A 24,158-nucleotide genomic window follows, 5' to 3' on the forward strand; every position below is an offset into this window, starting at 1 on the left:
AAAAGAAAATCAAAAAAGCTGAGCATGTCTCAGCTTTTTTGTGCCTGTTAGATACCATGTGATAACGCTATAGTCCTTTCACTACAAGAGACTCAAGTTAAAAAATCTATCAAAAGTGCACAAGGCCAAAAGCGTGTTTATCACACCATTCGCGGCTATACTGGCTTACGTTTACGCATACGTAGTGAGAATGTCGAATTCCAACACCTTTACACACATCCAGCAACTATTAAATGCAAGGAAATGACACTAGGACTTTACCTAGCCTTAACGTTTGAACTTGCACGGCAAGCATATAATGATAATCTTAGCTTGTTAGCGCAAGGCATAGATCCGATAGCTCACCGTGATAATAAACGCATAGAACAAACCAATTCTTTAAACACTACCTTCCAAGATGTTGCTCATTACTGGCTTTGACCTATGCTGTCAATCCCCTAGATACTAACTTGGAAGATTTTAATCAGATAGCTTTATGATAATAATCTATGCTATCGATTTCATAGTCACTAAAGTTATATCTAACATTCGCAGTTCAATGTTTGTATAGCGCATCGAACGTATTCGAGTGATTATGGTAAATAGATTAAGAGATTAGTGTCTCAATCGCTTTCGATGCATTTACTCATTTAATAGAATGGTTATCTTAGGGCATACTTTAAAGAAAAAGGATTTGCACTGAGAATGTGATTTTGTATTTTGTATTTTGTATTTTGTATTTTGTATTTTGTATTTTGTATTTTGTATTTTGTATTTTGCTAGATATGATAAAGAACAATATACATTTAATACAAAATGATTTTTTATCAGTGCACAACCGGTGTACCTTCTGTACTAAAAGCAAAGCTTTTATTACTGAAGTTACCAATCATAACTGCCTCAATGACTGGTCTCACGGTCTCATCTACACCTTCAACTTCAATTATGAAGTTAGCGCCCGAACCGCCTTTATCTTCTTCTCTTTCGACAATATAGTTCAAGGTTGCCATGGCTGTTAGTTCAATGGTTTCTGTTAAGTATGATTTAACAAGCTCGCCATGTGTCCCGTAATAATCTATTTTATTAATATATAGTGAGTTCTTTAAGGTTGTGTTGCGCACGCTCAAGGTCGCTGACAGTAAAACCTTACGATTGTCTCTATCGGTATAAATGTCTGAATAAATCGGTACATAAAAGGTTTGTTTATAGCCAAACTTGCTGTGATCAACTTTTTTTGAGCTGTTCTCAAGCTCTTTAATAGGATCTTGATGTTCTTCTGAAAACATGACATTTGGGTCTTGTTTAGACGCATCACAGCCGCTCAACAGTAGCAAGCCAGTAATACATAAGACGGATATGCGACATTTATTCATAACGTTACCTTCTATCGATTAGTGTACCTTAACCCCAACACTACGTAAAAACTGATGGATATGTTTGTTCGCCCCGTAGACCACCAGCACATCATCATTCTGTAATATCTGCTCGGGCGTTGCTAGACCTTCGATACTAGGTTTACTTTGGTGACGACCAAAGCTGTCTTCATAGTGCTCATAGCGCATGGTGCTCAGCAGTTTAAGATCAAATTTATGTTCCATTTGTAAAGCCGCAATCGTTTTTCCAATTAAAATATCTGGGATACTAATCTCAACGATACTAAAGTGATCCGTTAAGCTAAACGAGTCGACGAAATAACGTAGCGATAGCCGTTTTGCCCAGCGCATCGCTGATTCTTTTTCGGGATGAAAAATATCATCAACCCCAATCGCTTGGAGGACTTTTTCGTGGAGCGGATTGATACTGCGACTGATTAAATGCTTGGCTTTCAAGGTTTTAAACAGTGCCGTCGCCATCACATTTGCCCCTTGGTCTTCACCAATTGCCACCACGACAATATCAGTATCCATAATCGGTAGACCGTTGACCGTATACTCATCGGTTGCATCCATGCAGATGGTATGGGTGATAACCTCCTTATAAGCTTCAACCTTTTGCATGCTGCTATCGATAGCAATGACCTCATGACCTTGGCTGGTCAGCGCCATACCGAGCGAGGAGCCAAAACTTCCTAAACCTGCAATGATATATTTCATGATACTCCTTGTCATTTATGCCATCGTAAATACAGCAATGGGGCATGATTAGTTAATAGTAATCTCTTCGGTTGGATAACGATAGTTACGTTGATGCCTGTTTTTAAGTAGTGCAACAAAAATAGTTAACATGCCGACGCGCCCAACAAACATAATCACTGAGACCACAAGCTTGCTGAAGGTTGATAAATCAGCGGTTAGGTTTAAGCTGAGACCTACAGTGCTATATGCCGAAAAACATTCAAAAACGACTTTAATCAAATCAAGCTCGGGCTGCTCATAACTAATGAGCGTCACGCCCAGTCCAATGACCAATAATGACAACCACATAATTGAAAATGCACGACGAATAGAGATGTCAGCAATCTCACGTTGGAATACTTCAACTTTGGTCTGACCGCGCGCTAAGCTCAAGGTATTTAAGACTGCAATAGCAAAGGTGCTGGTCTTGATACCACCGCCCGTTGAGTTTGGCGAGGCTCCAATCCACATCAAAAAAATGGTCAGCATAATGGTCGGGAATGCCAGCGCATCCATATCAGCAATATTAAATCCTGCCGTACGCGGAGTCGCTGCCGTAAATAACCCCGTAATGACCTTGCCGTAAACACTGCTATGCTCAGCAAGTATGCCATTGTATTCAAACATCAACACTCCAATCAGCCCGATCAGTAATAAGGCACCAGAAGTAATCAACGTAATACGACTATTAATACTGAGCAGCCATGGCTGATAACCATAACGCGGATCATGAGCATGGAGCGCCCTTTGGGTACGGTGACGTAGATAACGCAGTAAATTGGCAACAATCAAAAACCCCATACCACCAAATAAGAAGGTGGTACTAATGATCAGCTGTAAAGAATAGTTAAAGCGTAGCGACTCATCATATAAGCCAGCACTGAATGTTGAGAATCCAGCATTACAGAAAGCAGAGATGGCATGAAAAACAGAAAAAAACATCCGTTCAGAGAAGTTCATACCAGGTAAATCATAAATACTGATATAAATTAGCATAGCAGCGAGTGCTTCAATGCCAAAGGTGATATATAGAATAGACTTTAAGGTTGACACCATGTCGCCTAAACGCCGTGAAAAGTTCATCTCACTGATACTGAGTTGGGTCTCATAACTGACGCCACCTTTAAAAAAGTAGCTGAAGTAAGTCACAAAGGTCAAGATTCCCAAGCCGCCAATTTGAATCAGCCCTATAATAATCACTTGCCCAAAAGTAGTAAAACGCGTTGCCGTATCTACCACAATCAGCCCTGTGACGCAGACTGCGCTGGTAGCAGTAAATAAGGCATCAACAAAGGATATAGGCTCAGTGGTAGCGTTAGGCATCATCAATAGTAACGATCCAACCAATACCACTGATAAAAAACTTAAGATGAAAAATTGACCAGGGTTTAAAAAGGCACGATTCAGATTAAAGTTATTGTCGGATATTTCACGAATAAAAGTGACAAACACGGCAATCTTAATCGCAATAAATCCATCAACTGGCATCGATAGCCCTGAGCGAGCTAATTCAGTGAAATGTACCGCCAGTAAAACAAAAATAGCCACACTGGCTAGTAAGTCAAAAATCGCTACTTTATTTACAGAGAGGCGCGTCTTTGCGCGTACATAGCGCCAAACCGTTGCGACGAATCCGAGTAAAATGATAATTAAGTAAAAAAGATGAAAAATATGTTGTAGCCAAGATGATAGGGTAAATCCACTATCGACCAATGCAAATCCTATTCCAATAACACTGATAATGACGGCAAAATTATTTAATAAGCGATATGGTAGGGCTGGGTGCATAGCCTAATTCCAGACGAGGAGTAAATAGTATATTTATACTCCTTTTTTCTATTATTAACTAAGATTGGTTTTTAATAATCGTAACTAGCTATAATTTCTATGACAAACCCCTATAAATAAAGTTTGCCTTTATTTATAGGGGTTTGTCATATATTCGATATCAAATGAAATAGATGAGTTTTTTTGGCTTGCTGTGTGTGCCTATGTATGACAATGGTGGTCAGATTTAACGAATAAATAGGCAAATAATCATGGCAACAATCAAAATAGATACTAAACTTAAAAACTTATAAAAAATGTACAAGAGTGTTTACTATGAGATAAACTGCAAAAAATAGTAATCTTACTGGCTATTAAATCTAGCATATTTAATACCTACTATATCTACCAGACTGGACGAGTAATTGCACAATGAAAAAATCAGTTCAAACCATTTTAAATCGAGTGGGACTTACCGCTTTAATTGCAGCATCATTGATATCTGCAACGGTACAAGCAGCAGACAGTAATGATCGTCTAAAAAGCGTCGTTGATAAGCAAGCCAAATTACTAATGAAGGACCATAATATTCCAGGGATGGCTTTTGGCGTTATTATTGATGGCAAATCACATTTCTATCATTATGGTTTGGCTGATAAAAAATCTGGCAAACCTGTGTCAGAAAACACCATTTTTGAGCTAGGATCTATCAGTAAGACGTTTGCAGCTACCTTAGCCAGTTACTCTGAATTGAATGGCACACTGGCATTAGAAGATACGGCTGACAAATATATTCCTTACCTAAAAAACAGCGCCATTGGCAATACTAGGCTTATAAACTTAGCCACCTATTCGACTGGTGGTCTACCCCTACAAGTTCCTGATGAGGTTGAAAACAATAAGGGGTTACTGCGTTATTATAAGTCTTGGCAGCCTGTCTTTCCTGTAAACTCAAAGCGTCTATATTCCAATGCCAGTATAGGACTGTTTGGTTATATATCAGCACTGAGTATGGACTCTGATTACACACAGCTGATGGAAGAAAAAACACTGCCGTCACTCAATATGCCAAATACCTTTGTCAATGTTCCTAACGACAAAATGGCGGATTATGCGTTTGGTTATAATGCTGCTGGAGAACCGATAAGAGTCAATCCTGGCATGTTGGACGCCGAAGCCTATGGTATTAAATCCACCATTTCAGATATGACGCATTTCATGGCTGCGAATATGGGGCTGGTGCCGCTGGATAAAGATATCCAGCAAGCGTTAGACAACAATAGAAAGGGTTACTATCAGGCGAGCACTTTTACCCAAGGTTTAGGATGGGAGATGTATCCTTATCCTACCAAGCTAGAAACCTTGCTTGAGGGCAATTCAATGGATGTAGTGCTAAAGCCTCAAACCATTACAACCGACAATCATCCAACGCCTGTTTTAAACAACGTATGGGTTAATAAGACAGGTGCTACCAATGGGTTTGGCGGCTATATCGCTTATATTCCTGCTAAAAAATCAGGCATTGTCATTTTGGCAAATAAAAACTATCCAAATACAGATAGAGTCAAAGCAGCCTATACGATTTTAGAGAGTGCGATGACTCATTGATTGAGCATGAGTCACAAAGCAACCTTATGCAAATAGCTTTATAAATTATTGAGAACCCAGCTAAATGCTGGGTTCTTTTACATCTATGGCTTAAGAGCAACCTTCGACCAGATAAATCGCTTCTGGTATACCGATATCAATACTCTCTACCTGACCTTTTAATAGGTTTTTATTGTATGCTGTCCATTCAGTCGCTTTAATTTGATAGTCATTAAGCTTTTGACCGCCCTTGATATGATATTCAATCTGTATAGGCATCTTGTGCCCTTTATTATCAAGCTTAACGTCTTCGTCTTTTAACCACTCTCCTTGTTCATTTTCTTTGATAACTTCAAAATTCACATTAGCAATCAGGTTATAGTAGTCGCCATCAACTGCATATTTATCAACTTCGTAAATAAGGTCATTATTATGTGCTTTCATAACCTCTTTGACTGAATCACCGACGTTAATACCTGTATAAAGCGACATGGTTGGATCCTGAATAGTAATTAGTGCAACCTTGTCATTTATAATCTGATATAGCACAGAGGCACGTTTACCGTACTCTTCATCCACATAATTTAGTTTTTCATTACTGACGTAATAGCATTGTTCGTTATCGCCATCCTCTCTCGTAAGTCCTAAATCACTTAACAGTTTAGGAGTAATAACTTGCCCGAAGCTTAACTTCTGATAACCTGATAGGCTTACCATTGAAGCATTTGTCGGGGTTATATCTTTAGGCGATGTACTATTTGTCTCAATTATATTTTTATCTGTATCACTAGTTTGTGAATTTACATTATTAGAAGCACTATGGTTACCGGATGATAAACTCTGTGAGTCACAGCCAGTTATCAGTTGCATACTACCGACAATAACAGTAAAGAGTAATATGAATTTGGTCATTAAAAAAAGTGACTTTTGATGAAAATTTGACATCGCTACTCTCCTAATATGAGTCTGTTGATACATAATCTCTACTCTATCAGAAGTTCAACTTAACTATTGTAATAAGCTTTTGACAGCACAGTATTTAAAATGTCGAATACCTATCTATTCTAGATAACCGTTTTTGGGAGCGATATCAGGCGGAAGATCGGTCTCTCCCAGGGCTTCTAGTAAGTTGATTTCGATAGTGCGTGACAAAGCAGTCAGTGGCAATTGATTGGCCGCCAAGCCAAAAGGCTCTTCCAACTCTTCACTAAGGACATCTAGACCGAAAAAAGTATAGGCAATTACCGCACAAATTAAAGGGGTCACCCAGCCTAGTGAGGATACCAAGCCAAAAGGCAACATAAAGCAATACAGGTAGGTAGTACGATGCACTAAGAGCATATAAGCAAATGGCAGCGGCGTGTTATGAATGCGCTCACAGGCGGCCAAGACAATCGTCATAGAAGTAAGACGCTCGTCCATGTTTTGTATCATCTGCTCCGACGATAAGCACTGACGCCGACTGTCTCCGAGTTTTTTACCCATCAGGCGCATCAGATAATCAGGCAAGTTCTGCGTCTGGCGCATGTTGGCATGATGTATTGGTTCGACAAAACGCTCGACATCCTCCCAAGGCGAAGTACCACGAAGCCGGTGGCGTACAGCATGAGTAAAAGCAATAGTCAGGTAAATCATAGAACGCTGGGTGTCTCGTCCAGTCTCATCTTCTTCGTCTATAAAAGAAAGCAGTTGGCGAGTTAGGCTGCGGGCATCATAAACTAGCTGACCCCATAAACCGCGAGCTTCCCACCAACGCTGATAGCTTGCATTGTTACGAAAGCCAAGAAACAGCGATAAGGCGACCCCAAGCAAGGTAAAAGGAGCCGTACTATAAGATGGGAATGACAAAGGAAACTCGTGCTGAACAATCGTTATGAGTGTACTAAGCAAGGTGACTAGCAAAATCTGCGGATAGATCTTCGGGATGATTGAGCCGCGAAGGGTAAAGAATATCTTGAGGGCATTGGGTGTTTGCCGGACAATCATATTAGCTTCCTAGCGAGATGGTCTGTAAGCGCAGTATTAATTATAGGCTGTGTTTCGAGTACAGAGTTGCAAACTATACATTGGCATCATAGTATAGGTAATAATTGATTAAAAGCTCTTAAATAAATGTTTATTAATCGCATCCATCAAAAGTAGTCCAACTGCTCAACATTGTAAAAAATAGCGACAAATCATTGACTACCTGTTTGACTATTCCTATCTCCTCAAAAAAATTGATAGAACAGCGCGCGCGTAAACGCCAACACTTCTGCTACATTAATAATGTATTACCCTAGCCCTCCCAGCACTTGAATAATATCCAAATGCCACTATAAATAGTGAATACAGCTACCGCACATAACAAATGTACTAATCCAAAAATTACATCAACCAAAGAACTGAGCGAGTCTCAGCTTTTTTGATTTTGCGGAAACCAATATTAAAACCAATATTTTCATAAAAAATAAGGATACCATCATGACTGATGACCCAAAAGACACCAGTAATCAAAACCAAGCGCCCAAAAAAGATGTCAAAGTCACTGAGCTAGTCGCCAACGACGGTATCTTAAAAGGTAAAAAAACTGACGTGCAAAACCCTGAGCTTTGGGAGTTCCCGATGGACTACCCAATGAGCATCATCGGTCATGAAGGCGAGCATGAGACCTTACTCAATGAAGTCAAGCTTATCCTTGGTAGCCAGTTCCCAGAGTTCGATTTGGCATCTATGGAAGTAAAACCTTCAAAAACAGGTCGTTTTCATTCGGTACGGGTCAATTTATATTTAACTACCGTTGAGCAAGTGAACATCTTATATGCCTCACTTGATGAAGCAAAAACCGTACGCATGGTGGTATAAACTCGTACGCTAAAGTTAAAAAACAAATTTAACGTTTCAATACCGCAATCGTCACTCATATGGGTGGCGATTTTTTGTAGTCTCAGGTACAATCACCACCGCTATTATTATCGTGATTACGGCTATTATTAGTAGTTAGTTTGTCGAGTAATAAAAATAAAATGACAACTACTTTTTTACAAAAAATTTTATTATTTGAGTCAATCGCGTCTAACCCTTATCCCATCGTCCTTTGCTAAATTTTGGACACGCTACAACCTCACAGCAACATAGTTTCACTCTAAAATCAATATAGCATTTTCAAAATTTTCCCGCTATATTGTGCCTACTTACTAACAAACACGCTATATCTAGTGCTCAGTGGTTTTATTCATCACTATGAGCAGCGGTATGCTTTTGTCTAAAAAAACTTCAGCGACCGTAACACCTTGTTATAGCGTAATAAAAAACTTTGCTAGATTTAATCTACGCAGGGTAAATATCAGCAATCAATAATAGAGGGTAACATGACACATATCGATAAGATTCAAGTGACCAAACGCGACGGACGTTTAGAGCCTATTGATTTAGATAAAATTCATAAGGTTATCGCGTGGGCAGCTCATGATTTAGATAATGTGTCTGTATCACAAGTTGAGCTAAAGTCGCACATTCAGTTTTATGAAGGTATCAAAACTCGTGACATTCACGAGACCATCATCAAATCTGCTGCCGACTTAATCTCTGAAGATACTCCTGACTATCAATATTTAGCCGCGCGTTTGGCTATCTTCCACCTACGCAAAATCGCTTACAACAGATTTACCCCGCCGCACCTATTTGATCATGTAACCACCCTGACCAATGCCGGCAAGTATGACGAGCATATCCTAGCTGATTATAGCCGTGCTGAGTTCGATGAGTTAGAAGAGTATATGGATCACTGGCGCGATATGAACTTGGCTTATGCTGCCGTTGAGCAGATGGCTGGTAAATACCTCGTGCAAGATCGCGTCACCAAGACGGTCTACGAGAGCCCGCAGTTCTTATATATGCTCGTCGGCATGTGTCTGTTTAGCCGTTATGATAAATCAGAGCGTCTCGACTACGTCAAACGCTTCTATGATGCGACTTCACAATTTAAAATCTCTCTACCAACGCCAATCATGTCTGGTGTGCGTACGCCATCGCGCCAGTTTAGCTCGTGCGTCTTGATCGAATGTGGTGATAGCCTAGATTCTATTAATGCTACCACCAGCGCCATCGTGCGTTATGTATCACAGCGTGCTGGTATCGGCATCAACGCTGGTCGTATTCGTGCCCTTGGTAGCCCTATCCGTGGCGGCGAAGCGCAGCACACTGGCTGTATTCCATTCTATAAACTATTCCAAACTGCGGTTAAATGCTGCTCACAAGGCGGCGTCCGTGGTGGTGCTGCGACATTATTTTATCCATTATGGCATTTAGAAGTTGAGTCGCTATTGGTACTCAAAAACAACCGCGGCGTTGAAGACAACCGTGTCCGTCATATGGATTACGGCGTACAGTTAAATAAAACGATGTATACCCGCCTCATCAAAGGTCAAGACATCTCGCTATTCTCTCCAGGTGATACCCCTGGCTTGTATGATGCGTTCTTTGAAGATCAAGACAAATTCGAAGAGCTATACACCAAGTACGAGAATGACCCCAGCATTCGTAGCCGCCAAATCCCAGCGGCAGATTTGTTTAGCTTGATGATGCAAGAGCGCGCCAGCACGGGTCGTATCTATATCCAAAACGTCGATCATTGCAACACTCATAGCCCATTTGACCCGACGGTCGCGCCGATTCGTCAGTCAAACCTATGTATGGAAATTGCGCTACCGACTAAGCCACTTGATAACATCAATGACGAAGAAGGCGAAATCGCCCTTTGTACGCTATCAGCAGTTAATTTAGGTAAAGTTGAAAACGTCAGCGATATCGAAGAACCGGCCGAGCTCATCGTGCGTGCGCTTGATGCCCTACTCGATTATCAAGACTATCCGGTAAAAGCGGCGCAAAACGGCAGTATGCGTCGTCGTACATTGGGTGTGGGCGTGATTAACTATGCTTATTACCTTGCCAAAAATGGCGTACGCTATTCAGACGACAGCGCGCTTGGTCTGACCCATCAAACGTTTGAAGCGCTACAGTTTTATCTCTTAAAAGCCTCAAACAAATTGGCAAAAGAGCAAGGCGCGTGCCCTGCCTTTAACGAGACTACCTACTCGCAAGGTATCTTGCCGATTGATACCTATAAAAAAGACTTGGATAAAATCTGCCAAGAGCCGCTACATCTCGATTGGGAAACGCTACGTACTGAGATTACCACTCACGGTCTGCGCAACTCTACCTTAACGGCCTTGATGCCGTCTGAGACCTCTAGTCAGATTGCCAACGCGACTAACGGTATCGAGCCACCACGTGGTCTAGTCTCTATCAAAGCATCAAAAGATGGCATCTTAAAGCAAGTCGTTCCTGATATCGGTACGCTTAGACATCAGTACGAGCTGCTATGGCAAATGCCAAACAATGACGGTTACCTAAAGCTGGTGGCTGTTATGCAGAAGTTCGTTGATCAAAGTATCTCTGCCAATACCAACTACGATCCAGTTCGTTATGCTGGTGGCCGTGTACCGATGAAGATATTGCTAAAAGATCTGCTAAACGCTTATAAAATGGGCGTGAAAACGTTGTACTACCATAACACTCGTGACGGCGCGAACGATGCCCAAGCGGATATGGAAGATGATTGTGCTGGCGGTGCTTGTAAGATCTAGGTTCGACTATCCAGCTCTCTAATTCAATTTAGAGAGTTGGGTAGATATTTTGATTTAGCAAAAGGGGGTAAAACAGAAATATAGGTAGTAGAAAACCACTGAAACCAATTAACAAAGAGGTAAATTAAGTATGGCTAAAAATACAGGCCGTAGTACTCGCAAAGGTTCGGTAACAGCTCGAACTCAAATGAAGCATCCTAGTAACCCTAAGCATTCGCTTAAGAGAGACGCTAATACAGGTCAATTTATGAGTGGTATGAAAGGTCTATATAAGGGGGTAGCACAAGAAGTAGACGATAGAAGAAAATAAAAATGGCATATTCAAGTTAACTTAAATATGCCATTGGAGATAATGAATACGCCAATATTCGTTATCAGGAAGTTAAGACTATCGACTTTTACAAGTGATAAGCAAATAGAATAACGTTCCGTTCTTAGACAGCTATTCTAATTTAAAACTTACCCCTTGTCCAAAGAAACCGTGAAGTGATAGTCACAAATGTTTCAGCTCAGGAGAAATGAGCATGGAAAAATATCGTGATATCGATGGTAACTCTGGTATAAGCGCATATGAGGTCGGTGACGATTTCATAATTGTGCGTTTCAAGAAAGGTGGTATGTATCTGTATGACTATTCCATAACTGGTTCTAATCATGTTAACAAAATGATAGAACTAGCTAGAATGGGAAATGGACTTAACGGATACATAAACTTAAACATTGAACACGCTAGTGCTAGAAAAATAGCATAGGTGTTTAGTCTGACCTAAATGGTTTAGTGTTAGGGTGTTTCGACACCTTAGCACTATTGAGTATAAGTTGCTAAGAGGAATAAAAATTTGAATACTTCAATTAGTAAAAAGCCTTTTGTGAGAATTACTACTGAGGATGATATTTTTAAAATGAGTGGATATACTGACTCATTAGATTCTAAGAAGGAAAAATTAAAGCAAGTTATTAATAGATATGAACTTCCAAACAAGGTTAGATGCGGTTTATCAAATTGTCGTACACCTCATAATATTGGATGTATTGTTGAAACTGATACAGGCAAGCTAACAAACGTAGGACATATATGTGGTAAAAATCACTTTGGTGTTAGCTTCCAAACTTTAGAGAAGAGCTTCAACAGAGAGTATAGAGATAGACAAGCAAAAGAAAAAATAGCAAGCTTCAAGGGTAATTCAAGCCAATACCTTGAAAGAGTAATAGCTATAGAAAATACGTATGGAAAGATTGGTCATATTCATAAGCTACAGCAGTTTTTTACTCATGCTTCAAAAGGCTGTCCCTCATTTATCCTTGAGATGATTAAGCTTATGGTAAAAAACAGAAACCCTACTATTTATAAGACTACAAAGCTTAGCAAAGAAGAATATGAAACCTTAAAGACTAGTGGAGTAAAAGCACCGTCAAGGTATAAAGAGATACCTATAGGCACTATTGATGGCTTAGCATTTTTATATAATGAGAATAATCTGAGAGTGTATGCTGAAGGCTTCAAAAACCCTTTGGATGAGCTATTGAACCTAAATGTCAGTTCTTTAAGTAGCAGTCAACTTGATAGATGGTCTAAGAGAATCGGTGAGTTTGACCGTACAATTAACCAAACCCATGAAATAATGATAGACAGTAAAATATTTCTTGATAGGAGAAATATTTTAAAATTTAGAAAGTTAATACCTGATGACGATACGCAATTTATATATCTTGTAAAAATCCTAAAAGACCAGTTTGACATTAAAATCTAGTTGTAGGGTGCGCCCAACGCACCGATGATATTCAAATTGTGTTTAAAAGTGTGCGAGGCGCACCCTACAAATTAAGCTCAAACGAAAAAGTCGTTAAGAAAAAAGAAAGCCGACCTAACAAGGTCATTTAGCCACGACTATAGCGGTATCCTGCCAACGACGATGGCTCTCAGAAAATCACAGATTTTCTCTTGCGTTGGGGCAAAGCAGTGCTTTGCTTTTTCCCTCCTCAAGACTGTGGCTGGGAGTGGTCGCTCGAACGTTGGAACACTGCCAGACATAATAGACTGCACGCCAGCGGCTAGGCAGATACAAGCGGTAGGCGGGATTGGCTACCCAAAATATTTAAATTTAATACAATAACAAATAAGACCTAATTTTCATGCTAATATTAGACCTATATTTAGAGCCTAATATTAGTGGAGAATGAGTCATGCAACCGATATTTGCGACACAGACAGCCAGTATCTCAGAACTAAAAACCAACCCTTCGGCACTGATTAAACAGTCGGATGGTGAATCCATTGCTATTTTAAATCATAACAAACCTGTGGCTTACTTAGTTTCAACAGATATGTATGAGCGCATGATGGAAGCGATGGACGATATGGCATTAAGCCAAACCGTTGATGCACGAATGAATGACGGGCAAGTACCTGTAAAGGTAACGTTGGGTGACTTATAATCTTGAGTTTCATCCTTTAGCATTAAAAGAATGGAAAAAGTTAGCGCCCAGTATTCAGCAGCAGTTTAAGAAAAAATTACAGCAGCGCTTATTAAACCCTCGTGTTCCTGCTTCAAAACTCTCGGGACATACAGACGCCTATAAAATCAAACTACGCACCATAGGCTATCGTCTGGTTTATACCGTAAAAGATGATGTAGTGGTGGTTTATGTGCTAGCCGTAGGCAAAAGAGAAAACAATAAGGTATATGAAAGCCTTGTGTCACGCCAACCATAATTTATAAAAACGACGGAGGTCATGTGCAATATACCGCAATCATCAAAGACGGTGGTTTGTTTATCCCAAATGTATTTTCAGACCTAAACGATGGTGGCTCGCATATCGTACAAGTCGAGGTTGATATTGCAGAGGTGCGTCAGCAGTTAGGTGTGGATGAAGCATCAAAGACAGCCATCACCAAAAAAAGCGTGGCAAAAGCAGCCAAAAAGCCAGTATCGAGAACGGCTAAAAAGGACACAAAAATAGCAGCGGAAGATATGGATGTGAGTACCCTACGCAAAAGCGCACTTGATGAACTAGAAGCACTCGATGATAGTGAACTGAGCGAAATTTTTAAAGCCTATATGAACGACGGACAAGAGTCGTCACAGATATCACTAGAGAACCTCTAAGCTAAAAAGCTATAATCCGAAAACGTGTAATAACATCAAATCAAAGCCAGTCAAACCCATATAAATTAATAACCGTATCAATTATAAAGGCAGTCCCATGACTTACTCGATTTTTTCCCAAACGCCAAACAATGCTATGAAAGAGCCGATGTTCTTTGGTCAGCCGGTCAATATTGCCCGCTACGATCAACAAAAGCATCCTATCTTTGAGCAGCTGATCGAAAAGCAGCTATCGTTCTTTTGGCGTCCAGAAGAAGTTGATGTGTCAAAAGACCGCATGGACTTTGGCAATCTGTCCTCGCATGAGCAGCATATATTTTTGAGTAACCTCAAATACCAGACCCTACTCGACTCTATCCAAGGTCGTAGCCCAAACGTGGTGCTATTGCCATTGGTATCGATTCCAGAGCTGGAAACTTGGATTGAGACTTGGTCGTTTTCAGAAACCATTCACTCACGCAGCTATACTCATATCATTCGCAACATCGTCAACGATCCAGGCGTTATCTTTGACGACATTATGCAAAATGAGCATATTTTAGAGCGTGCGTCTGACATTGCCAAATACTATGACGACTTGTACCGCAATTCGCAGCTCTATAGCTTGTATGGTCCGGGTACGCACAATATCAACGGTACAGAAATCACTGTCGATTTAAAGTCACTGAAAAAGCAGATGTATCTGTGCATTATGGCGGTCAACGTCTTAGAGGCTATTCGCTTTTATGTGTCGTTTGCGTGCTCGTTTGCGTTCGCTGAGCGTAAATTAATGGAAGGTAATGCCAAGATTATTAAGCTTATCGCCCGTGATGAGGCGCTGCATTTAACTGGTACGCAGCATATACTTAACCTTATGCGTAACGGCAAGGACGATCCAGAGATGGTAGAGATTGCCCATGAGTGCTATGAGGCAAGTATTGAGATCTTCGTTAAAGCGGCAGAGCAAGAAAAAGAATGGGCCAGCTATCTGTTTAAAGATGGCTCGATGATTGGTCTGAATAAAGACATACTTTGCCAGTATATTGAATACATTACTAACTTACGTATGGAAGCGGTCGGCTTGCCATCAGCGTTCCCGAACTCTAAGTCAAATCCGATTCCATGGATTAATACATGGCTATCGTCTGATAACGTCCAAGTCGCCCCACAAGAGACGGAAATCAGCTCGTACTTGGTCGGTCAGATTGACTCGGATCTATCAAATAGTGATTTTGATGACTTTGAGCTTTAAAGGCTGGTATTTTAAAGGCTAATGCTCTAAGACTAATATTTTAAAGCTAGGCTTTTAATAGTTTAACTTTGCAACGCTCAACCTTAATAGTTATGGCTTAACCTTAATCCTTTAAGCTTAAGCCATTTTAGTTTTAGTAAGGACTTATTAGGCTGCGTTCAATATGCTCTAAATGAACATGCCTTAATTGAATAAGGTAACACTCAAAGAAAACTGGGACAATCAAACCAGTTAAAATAGGATCAACTATGACTTGGGTAATGACCAGTAAAAAACAGTTCTATTTGCATGATGATGAAAGTCTGCTCGATGGGCTGCTACGTACAGGACACGATGTCAACTATCAATGCCGCGAGGGCTATTGTGGTAGCTGCCGAGTCAAGCGCATTGCCAGCTCACACTTGGTGGACTATCCATTTGAGCCATTAGCCATGATTGAGGATGATGAGATATTGCCTTGCTGTTGCCGTGTGCAAGGCGTGATTTATATCAACCATGAACCTATTGTGAAATAACACCTCATTTATTAAAAGTTAAAATCAATAAAAAGCGCACTATCTAAATAAGATAGCGCGCTTTTTTATACATGACTGCTTGCTATATATATCTGTCTTGACTATTGGGCAGCAGCATCTTGTTCAAACAACTTTAATAGCTCTTCACGCATACGATTACGCTCTTCTTCCGACATCATAGGCGCATTTGGATCATCGTAATATTGCTGCTCGCCTTGACTATCTGGACTACCTTGACCATTCAACCTGTCATCATGCAAGATTCTTGGCTCTTCAACCTCCACGACTTCTTGGGCAGGACGTTCTTCAAGCAATATCTTAACCTGCTTGTTTTGACCATTGCGCAATACTTGTGCATTTAGCTCAGTCGTTGGTGCTTTACGTGCTACGTATTGAATAAGCTTGTTTGCATCAGTCATCTCGATACCATCAATCGTCAAGATCACATCACCGACTTTTAAACCACTTTTGGCAGCAGGGCCTTGAGCGACGACATTCAGGACTTCTACCCCTGTTGAGGTCTCAAGACGCGTTGGGTCGCGTAGTTGCGATTGGATTTCGATACCTAGCCAGCCGCGACTAACTCTACCGTCTTTAATGAGCGCATTCATGACCTGCTCAACGATAGCGGTTGGAATGGCAAACCCAATACCCATAGAGCCGCCAGAGCGGGAGAAGATAACGGTGTTGATACCGACTAGCTCACCACGAGCATCGACGAGCGCGCCACCTGAGTTACCGGGATTGATAGCCGCATCCGTCTGAATAAAATCTTCAAACTTATTAACGCCAAGACCAGTACGACCAGTCGCTGAAATAATCCCTTGAGTGACCGTTTGACCGACCCCAAATGGATTACCAATCGCTAAGGCTAAGTCACCAACGCGACTAGGCGCTTCACGAAAGCCTAATGGCGTCAGTCCGGTCATATCAACCTTGATAACTGCTAGATCACTATCTGGGTCAGTACCAATAACTTTGGCGCGGCTTTTACGGCCGTCATTGAAGGCAACGGTAATCTCATCCGCTTTCTCAATCACATGAGCATTAGTGACGATATAGCCATCCTCTGACACGATGACACCCGAACCTAGGTTAGTCGGCCCTTGACCTTGCGGTCCGCCATGGAACTCAAAGAAGCGGCGTAAGACTGGATCATCCATATAAGGATGCTCAGCCATCGTTTGGGTAGTATAGATATTTACCACTGACTGCGAGGCTCGCGCCACCGCATTGTGATAAGAAGCGATGGGTGCTGGCTTATCAGAAGTAGGTGCTAACGCTTCCTGCTCAGCAGCCGTCGTCCTTGGTGGCTCCCACGTTGTCTCAGATGGTGCCTTCATACTCATAAACAACCAGATAAACGCTGCGATTATTATCAGCAGTAATATCCAAGGCAACCACTTCCACAGAGTTGCCTTATTGTTGGTGTTTGGGGATGACGACATATATAAACCTCTATAAATTTGATACGGACAGACAGTGATAAATGTGGTGAGACGATTGCGATTAAATTGTTATTAAGTAGGTGCTGTTAACCGGTTATTAATCGGTTGATAAGCTGCTGTAAATCAGCTATTAATAAGTCAGACACTATCTATTAGACAGGCTCACGTAGGTAAATTATAACTGGCAACACCATAAAATAGTAACGTATCGTGTACCATTTCAGTTATGGGGTTTATCTCCTCATTTACAACATCATGCTAGAATGATTGCCATAAAAACTTGTTTATCAATTACGCTCGCTTGACCAACTGAAATCATTATATCAATTGAAATGATAAGGACACACAATGACCGCGAAAGATATTTTAACTGAACCATCAAATACAGCGATTACCGCACAAGCCTTGACCCAATTTTGCGATGACTATCTATCTGCGAGTGCCTTTAAAGACTATGCACCTAATGGATTGCAAGTAGATGGCGGACAGCCTATCAGACGCATTGTTACAGGCGTTACTGCCTGTGAAGCCTTAATCGATGCTGCAATTGAGGCAAAAGCTGATGCCATCATGGTACATCATGGCTACTTTTGGAAAGGTGAACCTGAGCCTATCACTGGTATGAAAGGTAGACGCATTCGTAAATTGATGCAACACGGTATCTCTATGATTGGCTATCATCTACCCCTTGATGCGCACCCTACCATCGGTAATAATGCCAAGCTCGCTGAGATGCTAGGATTAACCATTACCGAAGCGCTTTATCCTCATGAATCGCACCCTGTCGGCAATATCGCCATTTGTACTCCGCAAAGTGCTGAAACATTAATCCAAACGATTACTCAAGCATTGGGACGCATGCCTCTACATATTTCAGGTAACTATCACTATTCTGCGAATGACCAATCAGATCAAACCAATGTTACAGCACCAAAACTGATTGAACGTGTGGGTCTCTGCACAGGCGGTGCACAAGATATGATTGAGCAAGCGGCAGCGATGGGCTGTGATGCCTATATCTCTGGTGAAATATCTGAGCGCACTACTCATAGTGCTAGAGAGCTTGGGATTGACTATTTTGCCTGTGGTCATCATGCGACAGAACGAGGCGGCATTCAGGCGTTAGGTAAACTGGTTACTGAGCATTTTGGACTGCCAGTCACATTTATAGACATCGACAATCCCGCATAGCTCTACATGACCAGCATTCTAGATAACCAGCTTTTATCAGTGCGAGATATTGACGAGCTTATAATCTTTAACCAGCTCAACCCCTTTAACCTTTGAGAAAATAGACTTTATTCACTTATACGAATATAATGGCTATTTTTGACCGTCTATTCCTTAATTGTTAAGTTTTATCACTCTTTTATTAACTTTACTTGAATAATGGTGTTATAAACCGCATAAAGTTAACTTGCGAAAGAACGTTTTGTCATGAAACTTCCCATTTACTATGGCCTCCGGTTATAACGTTGAGCTAATGAGCGATTATCCGTATATCTATGACAGATTACGGATAATTAGTATTCTCTCAGCTTAACGTTGCAATGATTGTGTACATTAACTTTAAGAAATGACGTGTCATTTGCGCTAAAAACATTTGATACGACAAAATTCATATGGTTAATGATCAACATTGCTGGACATTAGTGTATTAGCAATATGCTGCCTTATCAGTTATTCATAGGCTGCTGAATCTGCTAGTGATAGTACAGTAGAATTAATTTTGGTTAAGATCAATATAGCCCCTTACTTTTACAACAATATTATTACTTATGCATTTGTCTCAATAACTTATTCATGACCTTACCTATGTTCAATATAGTATTTTAGTCATATTTTAGTCCGTTATCGGTAAAGGTGACATAACTGTCATTACCTGTTACCTTTATTTATGCTGCTTAGTTTATGTTACGTCTATAGCTTAAGCATACGGTTTATAAGGCTTTTTATGGGTTTATTATTAAACCTTATATGGAAAGCCTTTATGATAATAATATCTATATTGATACAAGATGCGGTAGTGCTTGTGCTATTAATGAGCCTATCATCATTTAAGATGCAATCTTATCGTCTATCTGCTGTTTAGTTGTTTAGAATAGCTGTTTGGATAGTCATGACGATAATTGCAGCTTTACGGTAAGTAGGATGGCTAAAATCAGGAGACATCCATGCAGCGTATTACTTATCGTGTCAAAGTATCTGCGCAAGGTGCTAAACGCCGTATTTCTTATTTACTGCGTCCTAAGCGCACACTTAGCACCAAAAGTAACATCGTTTCATCCGTTACCCCTACTAAGTCAAACCGTTTTGCCAAGACGAAAAAAATGGCACAAGTATCGAGTATTGCCCTACTCTCTTTACCTGCTGAGAGTCTGACAATGATGGACCCAAAAGTGCCAGCGTATGATCACGTCATGCTGGAGGAGACGCTAACTATCGCAGCTGTCCCTGGAGATAGCACCTATTTTGCGACCGATGGTTTCCAACATGGCTTTGGTTATGATCTGGTACGTAGCTACGCTGATGAGCTGGGAGTCAAGGTTGATCTAAAGGCTTATGCGAGCGAAGAAGCAGCATTGCGAGCGCTAAAATCAGGTAATGCTGATATGGCATTAACCACGGCTAGCACGCAGCTAAAAAGTCAGCTTAATCTATCGTCGGTCAATGTCAGCTGCGGTTATGATACTAGCCTGACTAAAAATGGCTTGCATCCAAAAGTCAGCTGGACGTTCAACCAAGCTGATGATCCATTGTCACAAAAGGCCAGTTACTTTTTATGTGATAGCATCAAGCTCGAAAATACGCAAAAGCTTGCAGCATTCTATAATCAGAACTTGCTAAAAGATGCGTACAGTCAAAACCATTTTAAAAAGACTCTGACAGAAAAGCTGCCTGATTATCAGTCTTCTTTTAAAGAGCAAGCGCGTAACTACAATCATGACTGGGAGTTGCTGGTGGCAATGGGTTATCAAGAGTCGCATCTTGATGCCAATGCAGTATCGCCAACAGGTGTACGTGGTTTGATGATGTTAACCAACAATACTGCAAAAGCCATGGGGGTCTCAGATCGTGTAGACCCTTATCAAAGCATCGGCGGTGGCGCTCGTTATCTAGAGCAGATGAAAACTGACTTTGCTGATGTGCCAAAGACCGATCGGATTTGGTTTGCACTCGCTGCTTATAATATGGGTCCTAATGCTATTAAAGGTATTCAGCGCAAACTTAGTGACGCAGGTATTGACGATAAAAACTGGGCGAACGTCTATACCTATCTATCAGAAAATAGAGCCTCAAATAGCCGATATGGTCAAGCGATGCACTACGTAAGTAATATCAGAAGTTATCTTGAAACCATTAAAACTCGTATGGTCTAGGCCTAACCTCTGAGTTGATAAAAGGCGTAAACATAAAAAAAGCTGCTCTTATTATTAAGAGCAGCTTTTTTTGGTTAACATTTTGCCAATAGTACTTACTATTTAGTAAATACTATTTAAAATCAACGATTAGGTACTGTCAAACGCTGACCACGTTGTAACATAGTATCTGCCGAGATTTTATTCATATCAGCAAGCTCTTGAGTTGAGACTCCATATTTACGTGCCAGCCCAATTAGACTATCGCCAGAGCCAACCGTATATCTAACTGTCGCCTTAGGCAATTTGATTGTCTGTCCACGCTGTAACTGAGCATTAGTCGCTAGGTTATTAGTTGCCGCTAAGTCTTCTACTGAAATACCAGAACGGCGCGCTAGAGCGATCAAACCATCACCTGACTGTACTTTGTAATTCTCAGTGTTACCAAGTTTTTTGCCAGTACTGGTGCTACTGCTGCTAGAAGCGGCACTACTACTGTTACTAGAGGTACTGACACTACCGCCACTAGCAGGAATAGTAATAGTGCGACCAAGTATCAAGTTTGAAGTCGTACTCAGACCATTCGCTGAGGCCAAGTCACTGACACCGATATTGTAGCGGCTGGCAACGCCCGTTAAACTATCTCCAGATTGTACTTTATAGCTTATTGGTTGATCATTTAACTGACGATTCACTTCTGCCTTAGATACTGGTACTTTAATCGTCTGACCGCGTTGCAAGCGAGCTCTAGCATCAAAGTTACTATTAACTGCTGCAACTTCTTCTGCACTTACGCCGATGCTATTAGCAATCCCAATTAACGTCTCACCTGACTTTACGGTATAGCGACTAGTAGGGGTTGAGCTGCTAGCACTACTATTTGTACTTGTGCTACTAGAGTTGTTGCTAGCAGAAGTAAAGTCAACACTGGCAGGTATTTTCAACGTCTGACCCACGTATAACGAGTCTGTCGTGCGTATCCCATTGAGGCTAGCTAGAACATCAGTTGAGATATTAAATTGACGTGCTAAGGCAATCAAACCATCACCAGATTTAACTTTATAGTTCTTAGTTGCAGTGGTAGATTTACTAGGCTTAGAAGACGGCGCAGCAGGTGTGCTAGTCGGCGCTGTTACTTTACCGGGTATCAACCATAGCTTCTGCCCTCTCATTAAGTCAGAACGGCTACTTAAATTATTGTAACTTGCTAGCTGTGTCACGGATAAACCAAAACGATTAGCCGTACCGATGAGCGTATCACCCGACTGCACTACATAGCTATCTGGCTGGCTTTCAGTCGTTGTATTAGCACTACTTAGTGGCTCAATAGTCTTCGCATTATACAAATACAGGGTGCTACCAGACAATAACTTTGCTTTGGAATCTATTTGATTCCACTCAGTGATATCGCGCCAGCTTACCCCAGCACGACTAGCAATATTCGATAAGGTATCACCACGTTTTACGGTATAAGTGGTACGTGTGCCTTGAGGTTTTGGCTTACTCACTGGCGTTTTTGCAAAGCTAAGTTTTTTCTCTTCCCCACTCGCTTCTAAGATAGACTGCTGAGTCTGTACCGCTGATAGATTGATATTACCGTCAGCATTGATTACATTGGTTTCAGTCGTTTTAGTTCGAATCTGATTGGCAATGAAATCACGCTCTTCTTTACTAAGAGGCGGCTCTTGAACAATGGTATTATTTTGTGTGATTTGAGCTGAAGTAGTTGGCAAACTATTACTGCTTTGTAGCTCAGCATTAATCTTGCTGGTCTCTTTACTAGTAATAGGTGGTTCATTACGGATAGATGAGTTGCTGTTATATCCAGAGCTACTAGTCGATGTCAGCGTTGGCGAAATATAACTGGTTGTTTGCTGTGGCACGCTAGCAGTAGCAGCATAATCAGCCAAACCGCTACCAGTAGAAGGTAATGATGAGCTGGTGTACGGTTTGCCATTATAGCTTGGCGTCGTAGTGGTACTGCTTGAGCTACTCGTACTGCTTGAAGCAAGTATATTACCTGTACCATTCCCTCTCAACGATATAAGCTTAGCATCAAGGTTGGTATTAACGTCATTAGGAATAATAATACGCTGCGGGCCTGATGAATCGATACGTCCTGACGTTAGCGCAGTATTCAATCTTTCTAGTTCATCATAACTAACCCCAGTAACTTGGGCTACTTCAGCCAAGCTTACGCCATAGTTAACTGGCACACTGCGAAAATGCTGACGGTTGGCAATGGCGGGTAAATAAACACCATATTGCTCAGGCTTAGCAACGATTTCGGCAACAGCCAAAAAACGCGGTACATAGTTCATGGTTTCAGTAGGCAGTCTGAGTGACCAGTAGTCAGTTGGTAATCCGTTTGCCGCATTGGCATCAATTGCCCTTTGCACACGACCAGGGCCAGCGTTATAAGCGGCTAATGCCAATTCCCAACTACCAAACTGATTATGTAACGCAGTCAAGAAGTCATAAGCTGCACGTGTTGATTCAATGACATCACGACGACCATCGTAGGTGCTACTTTGATTCAGACCATAGATACGACCAGTACTTGGAATAAACTGCCACAAGCCTGCTGCTGCTGCACTACTTGTACCACTTGGATCATAGGAGCTTTCGATGACTGGCAGCAAAGCAAGCTCAGTGGGAATATTACGGCGCTCAGCTTCACGTACCGTATGATAAATATAACGACTTGCACGCGCAGTTAAGCGGTTTAGATAGTCTTGTCTGCTGGTAAACCAACTTTTCTGTCCTTCAATCCGTTGGTTATAGATAGGCTGACCACCATTCATACGATAACCAGCACGCAAGCGATTCCATAAATCACCGTACTGTTGAATAGCAAGTTTGTTATCTTCCACCATCGTCATGTCAGTAGCTTCTAATAAGTCCGCCAACTCATCTAAGCTCTCTGCATCCAAAAATGCAGTCGAGTAATCATCACTTGTGGTTGGCCGAGCAGCTCCAGACTGATTAGCTGGACGCTTAGTCACAACAGGCGAGCTATTGGTAGCGCCTGTACCTTTCACTGCTGACGTATTACTACATGCGCTAATAAGCAAAGTCGACACCGCAAGCGTCAGTGGTAAAGCAATAAATGAGCGGGATTTTAATGACACAGTAGACATGATGATAGAATTTTCCTAACGACAAAAAGTGATAAAAATAAAGTTAATCGACAGTATAGTATGCAATGCAAACCAAAAACTATACTTCTGTAGAAGATTGTCTATAAAATTTAGAATAATACGGTTAGATGTCTTATTTTTGGCTATATTTTTAGCGCTTACCCTTCACTAGTGACAGTAATCACTAGTGACAATAACTGGCTTATTAAACAGTTTTTCAGCCAACGAATGCTAGTTGAATAATTACCTAGCCATTATTTACTGTAATAAATTAACAGCTATT

Annotated in this window: 21 protein-coding genes; 14 read left to right on the plus strand and 7 right to left on the minus strand. The window is 41.1% G+C overall.

The features are described from left to right. Positions 1 to 69: 69 nt before the first annotated feature. Positions 70 to 420, plus strand: coding sequence for an integrase arm-type DNA-binding domain-containing protein (locus AAEY87_RS08555; protein ID WP_350656864.1), 351 nt, complete (start codon positions 70 to 72; stop codon positions 418 to 420). Positions 421 to 806: 386 nt separating this feature from the next. On the opposite strand, the gene AAEY87_RS08560 is transcribed toward AAEY87_RS08555, so the two are convergent. From AAEY87_RS08560 to AAEY87_RS08570, 3 genes are read right to left on the minus strand one after another with little or no spacing between them, the layout of a single operon-like run. Next, positions 807 to 1,352, minus strand: a complete 546-nt coding sequence (locus AAEY87_RS08560; RefSeq protein WP_350656813.1) for a DUF3124 domain-containing protein — start codon at positions 1,350 to 1,352, stop codon at positions 807 to 809. A gap of 18 nt (positions 1,353 to 1,370) precedes the next feature. Continuing rightward, a complete protein-coding gene (locus tag AAEY87_RS08565; protein WP_350656814.1) occupies positions 1,371 to 2,072 on the minus strand; it encodes a potassium channel family protein in 702 nt (233 codons plus the stop codon). A gap of 48 nt (positions 2,073 to 2,120) precedes the next feature. Then, positions 2,121 to 3,881 (minus strand): TrkH family potassium uptake protein, encoded by a 1,761-nt coding sequence (locus AAEY87_RS08570; RefSeq protein WP_068036032.1) that lies wholly within the window; start codon positions 3,879 to 3,881, stop codon positions 2,121 to 2,123. Positions 3,882 to 4,292: 411 nt separating this feature from the next. Here AAEY87_RS08570 and ampC point away from each other — a divergent pair, with 411 nt between their 5' ends. Continuing rightward, positions 4,293 to 5,468 carry a class C beta-lactamase gene (gene ampC, locus AAEY87_RS08575; RefSeq protein ID WP_350656815.1) on the plus strand — a complete coding sequence of 392 codons (1,176 nt, stop codon included), beginning with the start codon at positions 4,293 to 4,295 and terminating at the stop codon, positions 5,466 to 5,468. 90 nt (positions 5,469 to 5,558) lie between these two features. Here the strand turns inward: ampC and AAEY87_RS08580 are convergent, their stop codons facing one another. Both AAEY87_RS08580 and AAEY87_RS08585 read right to left on the minus strand, forming a co-directional pair. Continuing rightward, the gene (locus AAEY87_RS08580) at positions 5,559 to 6,392 is read right to left on the minus strand and encodes a hypothetical protein (protein WP_350656816.1); all 834 of its coding nucleotides are present in this window, start codon (positions 6,390 to 6,392) and stop codon (positions 5,559 to 5,561) included. 114 nt (positions 6,393 to 6,506) lie between these two features. Continuing rightward, on the minus strand, positions 6,507 to 7,433 hold the full coding sequence (locus AAEY87_RS08585; RefSeq protein ID WP_350656818.1) for a bestrophin family protein: 927 nt from the start codon (positions 7,431 to 7,433) through the stop codon (positions 6,507 to 6,509). 477 nt (positions 7,434 to 7,910) lie between these two features. Here AAEY87_RS08585 and AAEY87_RS08590 point away from each other — a divergent pair, with 477 nt between their 5' ends. The 10 genes from AAEY87_RS08590 to yfaE all read left to right on the plus strand — a co-directional run bounded on the left by AAEY87_RS08590 (position 7,911) and on the right by yfaE (position 15,928). After that, on the plus strand, positions 7,911 to 8,291 hold the full coding sequence (locus AAEY87_RS08590) for a YbeD family protein (RefSeq protein ID WP_082785672.1): 381 nt from the start codon (positions 7,911 to 7,913) through the stop codon (positions 8,289 to 8,291). A 506-nt stretch (positions 8,292 to 8,797) separates the two neighbouring features. After that, positions 8,798 to 11,074, plus strand: a complete 2,277-nt coding sequence (nrdA, locus tag AAEY87_RS08595) for a class 1a ribonucleoside-diphosphate reductase subunit alpha (RefSeq protein WP_350656819.1) — start codon at positions 8,798 to 8,800, stop codon at positions 11,072 to 11,074. A gap of 130 nt (positions 11,075 to 11,204) precedes the next feature. After that, positions 11,205 to 11,384, plus strand: coding sequence for a hypothetical protein (locus tag AAEY87_RS08600; RefSeq protein WP_350656820.1), 180 nt, complete (start codon positions 11,205 to 11,207; stop codon positions 11,382 to 11,384). A 214-nt stretch (positions 11,385 to 11,598) separates the two neighbouring features. Continuing rightward, complete coding sequence (locus tag AAEY87_RS08605) at positions 11,599 to 11,826, plus strand: hypothetical protein (protein ID WP_350656821.1); 228 nt, start codon at positions 11,599 to 11,601, stop codon at positions 11,824 to 11,826. A gap of 87 nt (positions 11,827 to 11,913) precedes the next feature. After that, a complete protein-coding gene (locus AAEY87_RS08610; RefSeq protein WP_350656823.1) occupies positions 11,914 to 12,825 on the plus strand; it encodes a hypothetical protein in 912 nt (303 codons plus the stop codon). A gap of 433 nt (positions 12,826 to 13,258) precedes the next feature. Further along, on the plus strand, positions 13,259 to 13,510 hold the full coding sequence (locus tag AAEY87_RS08615) for a type II toxin-antitoxin system Phd/YefM family antitoxin (protein WP_350656825.1): 252 nt from the start codon (positions 13,259 to 13,261) through the stop codon (positions 13,508 to 13,510). Then, a complete protein-coding gene (locus AAEY87_RS08620) occupies positions 13,500 to 13,787 on the plus strand; it encodes a type II toxin-antitoxin system RelE family toxin (protein WP_068327992.1) in 288 nt (95 codons plus the stop codon). Before AAEY87_RS08615 ends, AAEY87_RS08620 begins: the two co-directional genes overlap by 11 nt. A gap of 23 nt (positions 13,788 to 13,810) precedes the next feature. Further along, positions 13,811 to 14,182, plus strand: a complete 372-nt coding sequence (locus tag AAEY87_RS08625) for a hypothetical protein (protein ID WP_068327995.1) — start codon at positions 13,811 to 13,813, stop codon at positions 14,180 to 14,182. 97 nt (positions 14,183 to 14,279) lie between these two features. After that, on the plus strand, positions 14,280 to 15,413 hold the full coding sequence (gene nrdB, locus AAEY87_RS08630; RefSeq protein WP_350656827.1) for a class Ia ribonucleoside-diphosphate reductase subunit beta: 1,134 nt from the start codon (positions 14,280 to 14,282) through the stop codon (positions 15,411 to 15,413). Between the two features lie 248 nt (positions 15,414 to 15,661). Further along, the gene (gene yfaE / locus AAEY87_RS08635; protein WP_068036052.1) at positions 15,662 to 15,928 is read left to right on the plus strand and encodes a class I ribonucleotide reductase maintenance protein YfaE; all 267 of its coding nucleotides are present in this window, start codon (positions 15,662 to 15,664) and stop codon (positions 15,926 to 15,928) included. A gap of 101 nt (positions 15,929 to 16,029) precedes the next feature. Here the strand turns inward: yfaE and AAEY87_RS08640 are convergent, their stop codons facing one another. Then, on the minus strand, positions 16,030 to 17,376 hold the full coding sequence (locus AAEY87_RS08640) for a S1C family serine protease (RefSeq protein ID WP_068328001.1): 1,347 nt from the start codon (positions 17,374 to 17,376) through the stop codon (positions 16,030 to 16,032). A gap of 348 nt (positions 17,377 to 17,724) precedes the next feature. Between AAEY87_RS08640 and AAEY87_RS08645 the strand changes: the two genes are divergently transcribed. Then, a complete protein-coding gene (locus tag AAEY87_RS08645) occupies positions 17,725 to 18,567 on the plus strand; it encodes a Nif3-like dinuclear metal center hexameric protein (RefSeq protein ID WP_350656829.1) in 843 nt (280 codons plus the stop codon). Between the two features lie 983 nt (positions 18,568 to 19,550). Then, the gene (locus AAEY87_RS08650; RefSeq protein ID WP_068328004.1) at positions 19,551 to 20,756 is read left to right on the plus strand and encodes an MltF family protein; all 1,206 of its coding nucleotides are present in this window, start codon (positions 19,551 to 19,553) and stop codon (positions 20,754 to 20,756) included. A gap of 122 nt (positions 20,757 to 20,878) precedes the next feature. Here the strand turns inward: AAEY87_RS08650 and AAEY87_RS08655 are convergent, their stop codons facing one another. Continuing rightward, positions 20,879 to 23,875: a LysM peptidoglycan-binding domain-containing protein gene (locus AAEY87_RS08655; RefSeq protein ID WP_350656830.1), complete on the minus strand. Its 2,997-nt coding sequence runs from the start codon at positions 23,873 to 23,875 to the stop codon at positions 20,879 to 20,881. Between the last annotated feature and the right edge of the window lie 283 nt (positions 23,876 to 24,158).

This window comes from Psychrobacter sp. S1-30-MNA-CIBAN-0213 (assembly GCF_040309845.1).
Classification (GTDB): Bacteria; Pseudomonadota; Gammaproteobacteria; order Pseudomonadales; family Moraxellaceae; genus Psychrobacter.

What these genes read in the sequence shown, in the direction of transcription:
- AAEY87_RS08560 (WP_350656813.1), bottom strand. Translation starts at nt 1,352, where the DNA reads ATGAATAAATGTCGCATATCCGTCTTATGTATTACTGGCTTGCTACTG.
- AAEY87_RS08565 (WP_350656814.1), bottom strand. Translation starts at nt 2,072, where the DNA reads ATGAAATATATCATTGCAGGTTTAGGAAGTTTTGGCTCCTCGCTCGGT.
- AAEY87_RS08570 (WP_068036032.1), bottom strand. Translation starts at nt 3,881, where the DNA reads ATGCACCCAGCCCTACCATATCGCTTATTAAATAATTTTGCCGTCATT.
- ampC (WP_350656815.1), top strand. Translation starts at nt 4,293, where the DNA reads ATGAAAAAATCAGTTCAAACCATTTTAAATCGAGTGGGACTTACCGCT.
- AAEY87_RS08580 (WP_350656816.1), bottom strand. Translation starts at nt 6,392, where the DNA reads ATGTCAAATTTTCATCAAAAGTCACTTTTTTTAATGACCAAATTCATA.
- AAEY87_RS08585 (WP_350656818.1), bottom strand. Translation starts at nt 7,433, where the DNA reads ATGATTGTCCGGCAAACACCCAATGCCCTCAAGATATTCTTTACCCTT.
- AAEY87_RS08590 (WP_082785672.1), top strand. Translation starts at nt 7,911, where the DNA reads ATGACTGATGACCCAAAAGACACCAGTAATCAAAACCAAGCGCCCAAA.
- nrdA (WP_350656819.1), top strand. Translation starts at nt 8,798, where the DNA reads ATGACACATATCGATAAGATTCAAGTGACCAAACGCGACGGACGTTTA.
- AAEY87_RS08600 (WP_350656820.1), top strand. Translation starts at nt 11,205, where the DNA reads ATGGCTAAAAATACAGGCCGTAGTACTCGCAAAGGTTCGGTAACAGCT.
- AAEY87_RS08605 (WP_350656821.1), top strand. Translation starts at nt 11,599, where the DNA reads ATGGAAAAATATCGTGATATCGATGGTAACTCTGGTATAAGCGCATAT.
- AAEY87_RS08615 (WP_350656825.1), top strand. Translation starts at nt 13,259, where the DNA reads ATGCAACCGATATTTGCGACACAGACAGCCAGTATCTCAGAACTAAAA.
- nrdB (WP_350656827.1), top strand. Translation starts at nt 14,280, where the DNA reads ATGACTTACTCGATTTTTTCCCAAACGCCAAACAATGCTATGAAAGAG.
- yfaE (WP_068036052.1), top strand. Translation starts at nt 15,662, where the DNA reads ATGACTTGGGTAATGACCAGTAAAAAACAGTTCTATTTGCATGATGAT.
- AAEY87_RS08640 (WP_068328001.1), bottom strand. Translation starts at nt 17,376, where the DNA reads ATGTCGTCATCCCCAAACACCAACAATAAGGCAACTCTGTGGAAGTGG.
- AAEY87_RS08645 (WP_350656829.1), top strand. Translation starts at nt 17,725, where the DNA reads ATGACCGCGAAAGATATTTTAACTGAACCATCAAATACAGCGATTACC.
- AAEY87_RS08650 (WP_068328004.1), top strand. Translation starts at nt 19,551, where the DNA reads ATGCAGCGTATTACTTATCGTGTCAAAGTATCTGCGCAAGGTGCTAAA.
- AAEY87_RS08655 (WP_350656830.1), bottom strand. Translation starts at nt 23,875, where the DNA reads ATGTCTACTGTGTCATTAAAATCCCGCTCATTTATTGCTTTACCACTG.